1 protein-coding gene is annotated in these 1796 nt (G+C 54.5%); it reads left to right on the top strand.

The features are described 5' to 3' along the window. Positions 1 to 1796: PAS domain S-box protein (locus B3F49_RS08480; RefSeq protein ID WP_293910400.1), on the top strand; the 1796-nt coding region annotated here is incomplete at both ends.

The following is a 1796-nucleotide window of genomic DNA, read 5'->3' as shown; positions in this document are numbered from 1 at the left end:
CTCATCACCTTCTTTGCAGGCCGTGGGGCGGTAATTCGTCTGGACCGCTACCGCCGCCAGCAGGAGCGCGACCAGAGTGAGCTTCGCTCGACCCGCGACCGGTTCGCCTCGATTATCAAGGGCTCGAATCTGGGCACCTGGGAGTGGAATATTGTAACCGGAACAATCCAGATCAACGACAACTGGGCGGCCCTGCTTGGCTACACGAAAGAAGAACTCGAGCCGGTCACCATCGAGACCTTCAAGCGGTTGACCGAACCTGAGGATTTTGAACGTTCCTTTTCGCAGCTTCAGCAACACTTCAGCGGTCAGCTCGACTTCTACTCCTGCGACGTCCGCATGCAGCACAAGGACGGTCACTGGGTCTGGATTCTCAATCGCGGGCAGGTGATAACCTGGGATGACCAACACAATCCCGTCATCATGACAGGCACCCATGCCGATATTTCCAAGCGGGTGGCCGACGCCCAGGCCTTGGCACGCAGCGAGGAAGAGAACCGTAAAATATTTGAGAGCATGAACCAAGGGTTTGCCTATTGCCAGATTCTCTTGGATGAGAACGGGGTTCCCAACGACTTCTGCATTCTGAGGGTCAATCAGAACTTTGAAGTACAGACGGGTCTTGAGAACAAGAACGCTGTCGGCAAGAGAATCACTGAAATTATCGATGTGGTGGAGCCGTATTGGTTCGAATACAATGGCAAGGTCGCCTTAACCGGGAAGTCAATGATCTTCGATGCGTACAATGCCGGCCTGGGCAGGCTCTTCAGGATCTCCTCGTTCAGTCCAGGATACAGCTATTTTGTGATGATCATCGACGACATCACCCACCAGAAAGAAACCGAGGCACAGCTCATTTATGAGAAGAACCTCTTTGAGACTACCCTGCTCTCCGTCGGTGACGGAGTAATAAGCACCGATGCACACGGCAATGTTCAATTCATGAACAAGGCAGCAGAGATACTTACCGGCTGGAATGCAGAGGAAGCGAAAGGAAGGCGATTCGAGGAAATCTTCAAGATCCTGTACGGCAAGGACCGATCGGCATGCCCCAATCCTGTAGAACAGGTTCTTGCTGTAAAGCATGCCATTGAACTGGAAGAGGACACCATCCTCATAGCCCGCGACGGCTTCGAACGGTACATTGATGACAGTGCTGCCCCCATCCTCGATGCCGAAATGAACATCACCGGAGTGGTGCTGGTCTTCCGCGACAGCACTGAGCAACGGAAAAAACAGCATGAGATTCTCTCGCTCAGCTTCACCGATCCCCTGACCACCCTGAACAACCGCCGGTACTACGACCAGGTCAAGCATGAAGTGGATTCAGAACCCTACTACCCCCTTACCTTGGTCGTTGCAGATGTGAACGGCCTGAAGCTGACCAATGACGCCTTCGGCCATGAGGCCGGGGACGAGCTGCTGCGCAAGGTTGCCGAGGTGATGCGCAAAACCTGCCGCGAGGACGACATCATCAGCCGCATCGGGGGTGATGAATTCGTCCTCCTGTTGCCGCAGACCGATGCCCTCCATGCCCAAGCCATCGTCAAACGCCTCAACACCGCTCTTGAGAAAGAGCATATCAAAGGCATCCAGGTCTCGGTCTCCTTCGGGTACGCAGTGAAGGAAGAGGGGGAGGACCAATTCGAGGACACCTTCAAGACAGCCGAGGATGTGATGTACCAAAACAAGCTCGCCAGCAGCCTGTCATTCAAGAAGCAGGTCATCTCCTCACTGCTTGAGCGCTTGTTCTCCCAAGACCCCACCCTCGAAGAGCATAGCCGCAAGGTGGCCGA

The organism is Sphaerochaeta sp. UBA5836 (assembly GCF_002432845.1).
Lineage (GTDB): Bacteria > Spirochaetota > Spirochaetia > Sphaerochaetales > Sphaerochaetaceae > Sphaerochaeta.
The sequence above is the reverse complement of the archived record's forward strand: the minus strand, read 5'-3'. Positions and strand labels throughout refer to the sequence as shown.